Source organism: Achromobacter sp. 46006, assembly GCF_059761975.1.
Genome location: NZ_JCBANN010000111.1, coordinates 1 through 6,603, shown reverse-complemented (window position 1 = coordinate 6,603; position 6,603 = coordinate 1). Strand labels below are relative to the sequence as shown.

Below are 6,603 nucleotides of genomic sequence, written 5' to 3'. Positions count from 1 at the left end.
GGCGGCGACCGGCCCGCCTTTTTCTATTTGCACGCGCGCTTGTCGGCGTACCGGCCGGGGGCAGCAGGCGCCTACACAGCCAACAATTTTCGTATGCAATAAATGTTGCCAGTCCGGGATTTTGATAGACTGGCTACCCATACAGTCTTCCCGCCCCGCGCTCCATGACCCAGGAAGTTCCCGCCGACCCCAGCGCCGACGATATCGCCAAGGCCATTGCCGCCGCCATCGTGGCGCACCGGCTGCCGCCCGGCACCCGCCTGCGCGAGGAAGCCCTGGCGCGCGTCTACAAGGTCAGCCGCACCAAGATCCGCGCGGCCCTGCTGATGCTGTCCAAGGACAAGCTGATCAATATCGTGCCGGACAAGGGCGCCTTCGTCAGCAAACCCGACGCCAACGAGGCGCGCGAGGTATATGCGGTGCGCCGCATCCTCGAGGCCGCGCTGGCGCGCGAGTTCGTCACCCGCGCCACGGCGGCCGACTACCGCCGCATCGACGCGCACCTGGCCGAGGAACGCGCGGCGCTGGACAGCGGCGACGTGCAGGCCCGCAACCGCCTGCTGGGCGATTTCCACATCCTGCTGGCCGAGGCCGTCGGCAACTCGGTGCTGACCGGCATGCTGCGCGAGCTGTCGGCGCGCAGCGCCGTGATCACCGTGCTGTACCAAAGCTCGCACGACGCCAGTTGCTCGTCGCGCGAGCATCACGAGTTCATCGAGGCCGCCCGCTCCGGCGACGTCGAACGCGCCTGCGCGCTGATGGACGAACACCTGAAACACGTGCAGACCGCGCTCGATTTCAGCGAAGGCGACCGCGCCGGCGGCGACCTGGTCGCGGCGCTGTTGAGCTGACGCAGCACCGCGCGCAGCCGTTTGACCACGCGCAAGGTTTGATTCCGCGCAAGTCGCCCTGCTCTCCCGACCGATACAGTGTCACGTAACCGCCACAAGTCGTGGCGGCCGCCGCACAAACACGGGAGACACCATGTACAAGCACATTCTCATTCCCACGGACGGCTCGCGATTGTCCTCGGAAGCCCTGGTCGCGAGCCTCGACCTGGCCAAGTCGCTGGGCGCCAAGGCCACCATCCTGACGGTCGAGGAACCTTTCCACGTCTTCGCCATGGGCGCGGCGCAGGTGGCCCACAGCCTGAACGAGTACCAGGACCAGATCCGCGCCCAGGCCGAACAACTGCTCAGCGCCGCCGCCACCCAGGCGCGCGAGGCCGGCGTGCCCTGCGAAACGCTGCGCGCCACCCACGAAGACCCGTACCAGGCCATCATCGACACCGCCCGCGAGCGCCACTGCGACCTGATCGCCATGGCCTCGCACGGGCGCCGCGGCATGGCCGCCGTCGTGCTGGGCAGCCAGACGCAGAAGGTGCTGGCGCACTCGGCCACGCCGGTGCTCGTGTACCGCAGGAAAGCCTGACAGCGCCGGGCCGCCGCGCGCCAGCCGGATCGGCGCGCGGCCATGGCGCCGATCCTCAGGCGCCCGGGTGCAGCAGTTGCCCCATGCGATCCTGGATCCATCGCTCGGTGGCGTTCGGCGTGCGGCCTTGCAGCCATAGCGTGCGCACCGACAGCGGCGGCAGCGACAGGCCGACGCACGGCACGCTGGCCAGGTCCTGGCGGTAGCCCTCGTACTCGGCGATGTTCAGCGGCAGGATGGCCCAGCCCAGTCCGTCCACCGCCATGGCGGCGATACTGTAGAAGCTGTCCGAACGCCAGGCCGAGGGGCTCATCACCACATCCTCCACCCCTTCCATCTGCATCACCAACTGGCGATGGCGCGCCAGGTCATTGCGCGTGACCTCGGCCAGCGCGGCCAGGGGGTGGTCGCGCGCCACGAAGATGCCCTGGCCGACATCGCCCAGGTAGCGGTGGGCAAAGGCCGCGCCCGGGTCGCCGCGGTCGAAATGAAAGCCCACGCTGGCGCGCCCCTGCGCCACGTAATCCGCCACTTCCGTGGCCGTGCCATTCAACTGGCTCAGTTCCAGCGCCGGGAAGCGCGCCGATATCTCCCTGACCAGCACTCCGAGCACGCGGTCGGGCAAGGCCTCGTCCAGCGCCAGGCTCAGGCGCGCCTGCTGGCCGGCCGCGAACGACAGGGCGCGTTGTTCCAGCCCGGCCGCCTGGCGCAGCAGCTCGCGCGCTTCCCGCAGCAGCACCGAGCCGGCCGGCGTCAGCGTGGCATTGCGGCGCGAGCGGTCGAACAGCTCCAGGCCCAGGTCGGCTTCCAGCAGGCCCAGCGAGGTGCTGACGGCCGACTGCGCCCGGCCCACCTGGCGCGCCGCCGCCGAGAACGAGCCGGCGTCGGCCGCCGCCACGAAATGCCGCAGTTGTTCCAGGGTCCAGTGCATGGCTGCTCCCAAAGCGATCGCCCATCGCCCCCCGCCAGCCGGGAGGCGACCCATCAAATTATCTATTTTATAGATGGATATGAACTTTTTATTGGCGATATGTAGATTGAAAATGCCGGCTGCTACAGGAGTAAACCCATGACGCAGCGCAATCCTTGCCTCGCTGTCGCCGCGCCCGCCCCGGGCCGCTGGCTGGTGCTGGCCGTTGTCTCCAGCGCCCTATTGCTGATCGTGGTGGACATGACGGTGCTGTATACCGCCCTGCCCCGCCTCACCCATGAACTGGGCGTGACCGCCGCGTCCAAGCTCTGGATCGTCAACATCTACGCCCTGGTGGTGTCCGGCCTGCTGCCGGGCATGGGCACGCTGGGCGACCGGCTTGGCCACAAGCGCCTGTTCATGATGGGCCTGGCGGTGTTCGGCGCGGCCTCGCTGGCGGCAGCCTATTCGCCCAATCCGGCGGCCCTGATTGGCGCGCGCGCGGTGCTGGCCGTGGGCGCGGCCATGATGATGCCGGCGACGCTGTCGATCCTGCGCCTGACCTTCACCGACGAGCGCGAGCGCGCGGTGGCCATCGGCGTGTGGGCTTCGGTGGCCTCGGGCGGCGCCGCGCTCGGGCCGGTCATCGGCGGCCTGCTGCTCGAGCATTTCTGGTGGGGCTCGGTGTTCCTGATCAACCTGCCCATCGTGCTGCTGGCCCTGCCGCTGGCGCACCGCTGCATTCCCGCCGGCAAGCCGGATCGCCAGCGCCCCTGGGACCTGATCGGCTCGCTGCAGGTGATGATCGGCCTGATCCTGATCGCCTACGCGCTCAAGGAACCGGGCCGCGCCCAGCCATCCTGGCCCGACGCCGCGCTGGCCTGCGCCGGCGGCGCTGTCATGCTGTTGCTCTTCGCGCGGCGCCAGCGCGCGCGGCCCTATCCGCTGATCGACTTCGCCATTTTCCGCAACCGCAACTTCAGTTCGGCGGTGGCCTCGGCGCTGTTCGCGGCCGCTGCCCTGCTGGGCATGGAACTGGTCTTCAGCCAGCGCCTGCAACTGGTGCTGGAGATGTCGCCGCTCGAGGCCGCGCTCTTCATCCTGCCGCTGCCGCTGGCGGCGTTCATCGCCGGTCCGCTGGCCGGCTGGCTGCTGCCGAAGGTGGGCAGCACGCGCCTGCTGTTCGTCGCGCTGCTGGTGTCCGGCCTGGGCATGGGCGGCTACCTGTTCAGCTATGACGGCGCGCTGGCGACGCAGATGGCCAGCCTGTGCGTGCTGGGCGTGGGCATTGGCGCCACCATGACGGCCGCGTCCAGCACCATCATGCAAAGCGCCACCCCCGAACGCGCCGGCATGGCCGCGTCGATCGAGGAAGTGTCGTATGAACTGGGCGGCGCGCTGGGCGTGACGCTGATGGGGTCGATCCTGTCGGGCGTCTATGCGCATAGGCTGGACGTGCCGGCCGGCGTACCGGCGGCAGCGGCGCGCGACAGCCTGGACGAGGCGCTGGTGCTGGCCCAACGCCTGTCCGGCGAGCTGGGCGCGTCGCTGGCGCGCTTGGCGCGCGATGCCTTCGACGCGGGTTACGCCGTGGTCATCGCCACGGCGGCCCTCATGCTGCTGGGCACTGCCGCGCTGGTGCTGGTGAACCGCCTGCGCGGCCCGGCCCGCGCGGCCGCGGCGCGCTGACCCGACGGCGTCCCGGCCGGGACGCCGAAAACCCGGTTGCGCTCGGCACAAAGGCGGCAAGCCCCGTACACTTCCGGACATTCCCTTTGAGATAGATCATCATGCCCAGGGCACCGCTTCGGATAGGCTTATGCGAAATGTGAAAGACAAGTCCGCTCCCGACAAGGACAGCTATTTGTTCTCCGACCAGATCGGGCACCTGCTGCGGCGGGTGTACCAACGGCATACCGCCCTGTTCCAACAGTACATCCCCGATTCGCAACTGACCGCGGCGCAGTTCGTGGTGCTGTGCTCGGTGCGCGACAACCAGGGCAGTTCGCTGGCGGACATCGTCAAGGCCACCGTCATCGACCAGGCCACGGTGCGTGGCGTGGTCGACCGGCTCAAGCAGCGCGAGCTGGTGCGGGTCGACCACGACCCGCACGACCGCCGCAAGGTGGTGATCAACCTGACCCCGGTGGGCCAGGAACTGGTGCGCAAGATGGAGCCCTTCGCCCAGCAGATCACCGAAAGCACCTACGGCAGGCTCAACCCCGCCGAGCGCCTCGCGCTGGACTTCCTGCTGCGCAAGATGATCGAAGGCGACGGCGCCGAATGAAACGCAGCCGGGCGGCGCGCGGCCGCCCGGGTGGACGGATCAGTCCAGCGCGCGGTTGCGCGACTCGACATCGACCGCGCGGATGGCGAAGGCCGCCGCCACCAGCATGCTGGCCAGCACCGCCAGCGCCAGCGTGAAGTGGGTGGCCATGATGGGCGCGATGATGGCCGGCGCGAACAGGCCGCCGAATCGCGCCACGGCGCCGGCCAGGCCCATGCCGCTGGCGCGCAGGTCGGTCGGATAGACTTCGGGCGTGAAGGCGTACAGCGCGCCCCAGGTGCCCAGCAGCGCAAAGCTCATCAGCAGGGTCGAGCCCACCACCAGGAAGCTGGAGGTGCCGAAGCTGTATAGCATGCAACCCACCGCGCTCAAGATCAGGAACCCCATCAGCGTGGGCTTGCGGCCCCAGCGTTCCACGCCATAGGCCGACAGCGCGAAGCCCGGCAACTGCACCAGCGCCAGCAACACCAGGAATTCCTGCCCGCGCATGAAGGCAAAGCCCTGGCTGCTGAGCTTGATCGGCAGGTACACGAACACGCCGTAATAGGCGATGGAGATCAGCGCCCAGGCCAGGCACAGCGCGATGCTGCGGCGGCGCAGCACGTTCGAGAACAGCGCCGACAACGGCTTGCGTTCATGCAGTTCCGGCTTGAGCTCGGGGATGTCGGTCGGACGCCCGTTGACGCGGGCCACGCGTTCGAGCACCTTGCGCGCCTGTCCCGACTTGCCGTTGCGGTTCAGGTACATCGGCGACTCGGGGATGTAGAAGCGCAGCACCACGCCAATCAGCGCCGGCAGGCCGGTGACGAAGAAAATCACGCGCCAGGCATCGTCGCCCCACGACAGCGCCGCCAGCGCCAGCAATGCCAGGCAGATGGTGCCCAGGGCCCAGAACGATTCCAGCAGCACCAGCCAGCGGCCGCGGCGTTCGCTCGGCAGGAACTCGGCCATCATGGTGTAGTCCACCGGCAGCGTGCCGCCGACACCGATGCCGGTGACGAAGCGCAGCAGCAGCAACCAGGCGAATTCGGGCGCGAAGGCCGAGGCCACGCCGGCGCAGGCGTCGATCACCACCGCCATCATCAGCACCGGCCGGCGGCCGATACGGTCGGCCAGGCGGCCAAAGACGAAGGCGCCGATCAGCATGCCGACGAAGAACGCGGTGCCGGTCTGCAAGGCCTGCGGCACCGGGATGCCGAAAGTGCGGGCAATCGATGGCGCGCTGAAGCCGATCGACAGCACCTGCATCGCGTCGGCCAGCCAGACCAGCCCGAAGATCATGAACAGCCGGTACTGGAACTTGCCGACACCGGCGGTCTTGATGCCTTGTTCCACCGTAATGAATGAAGCTGACATATGCGTGATTCCCTTTGTGTGCCACGCGCGCGGCCCTTGCCCCGATAAGGCGCCTGCCACGGTTCGGATCGCGGCCGGACCACGCGTTTGCGCGGCCCGGCGACGCCCCTCGGCGCCCTGGAGCGGCCGATGCAAAACCGATGCGCGGGATGTTGTATTGCGAGGCACGGCCGGCCCGCCATGGACCGGTCCGCCACCCCGTTTTCCCCTTAGGGCAAAGGCCCTACTGCGGCTGCGCGTGCTGGCGCAGCCTGCCTATGGTCGTCGTATCAACTGGCCAAGCCTTTTCCTCCGGCGCGAACCGCGCGCGCAAATAGTCGATCAAATCGCCGATCTGCCTGTCATCCAGGCTGTTGCCGAAACCCGGCATGTACCCCAGGGCGTCATCGGCCGGAGCCTGGATGCCGTTGAGGATCACCTGGATCAGGTTGTCGGGCGATGCGGCATGCAGATTCGTGTTCTGGCCCAGCAAGGGCTTGGCGCCGAACAGGGTGGGACCGCTGCCGGCTTCATGGCAGACGGCACAAGCATTCTGGTAGATGCGCTCGCCGCTGGCGCGGCGCAGCGTGACGGCCTCGCCGGCGGCCGCGGCGCTGGCCGTGCCGGCCGGCGCGGGCAC

The 6,603-nt window shown here is 68.6% G+C and carries 7 protein-coding genes; 4 read left to right on the top strand and 3 right to left on the bottom strand.

Features of this window, described 5'->3' with window-relative positions:
* Nucleotides 1-164: 164 nt before the first annotated feature.
* Nucleotides 165-851, top strand: coding sequence for a GntR family transcriptional regulator (locus AC6LKG_RS26165; protein WP_498169837.1), 687 nt, complete (start codon nucleotides 165-167; stop codon nucleotides 849-851).
* Nucleotides 852-984: 133 nt separating this feature from the next.
* Entirely contained in the window at nucleotides 985-1,431 is a 447-nt protein-coding gene (locus AC6LKG_RS26160; RefSeq protein WP_498169834.1) for a universal stress protein, read from the top strand.
* A 55-nt stretch (nucleotides 1,432-1,486) separates the two neighbouring features.
* On the opposite strand, the gene AC6LKG_RS26155 is transcribed toward AC6LKG_RS26160, so the two are convergent.
* A complete protein-coding gene (locus AC6LKG_RS26155; RefSeq protein ID WP_498169831.1) occupies nucleotides 1,487-2,362 on the bottom strand; it encodes a LysR family transcriptional regulator in 876 nt (291 codons plus the stop codon).
* A 138-nt stretch (nucleotides 2,363-2,500) separates the two neighbouring features.
* Here AC6LKG_RS26155 and AC6LKG_RS26150 point away from each other — a divergent pair, with 138 nt between their 5' ends.
* Together AC6LKG_RS26150 and AC6LKG_RS26145 are read left to right on the top strand one after the other, a co-directional pair.
* Nucleotides 2,501-4,030 carry an MFS transporter gene (locus tag AC6LKG_RS26150; protein WP_498169830.1) on the top strand — a complete coding sequence of 510 codons (1,530 nt, stop codon included), beginning with the start codon at nucleotides 2,501-2,503 and terminating at the stop codon, nucleotides 4,028-4,030.
* A 130-nt stretch (nucleotides 4,031-4,160) separates the two neighbouring features.
* Nucleotides 4,161-4,628 carry a MarR family winged helix-turn-helix transcriptional regulator gene (locus tag AC6LKG_RS26145; RefSeq protein WP_498169828.1) on the top strand — a complete coding sequence of 156 codons (468 nt, stop codon included), beginning with the start codon at nucleotides 4,161-4,163 and terminating at the stop codon, nucleotides 4,626-4,628.
* A gap of 39 nt (nucleotides 4,629-4,667) precedes the next feature.
* On the opposite strand, the gene AC6LKG_RS26140 is transcribed toward AC6LKG_RS26145, so the two are convergent.
* Both AC6LKG_RS26140 and AC6LKG_RS26135 read right to left on the bottom strand, forming a co-directional pair.
* The gene (locus AC6LKG_RS26140; protein ID WP_498169825.1) at nucleotides 4,668-5,984 is read right to left on the bottom strand and encodes an MFS transporter; all 1,317 of its coding nucleotides are present in this window, start codon (nucleotides 5,982-5,984) and stop codon (nucleotides 4,668-4,670) included.
* 223 nt (nucleotides 5,985-6,207) lie between these two features.
* A partial coding sequence (locus AC6LKG_RS26135) for a c-type cytochrome (protein ID WP_498169823.1) occupies nucleotides 6,208-6,603 on the bottom strand: 396 nt, incomplete at its 5' end.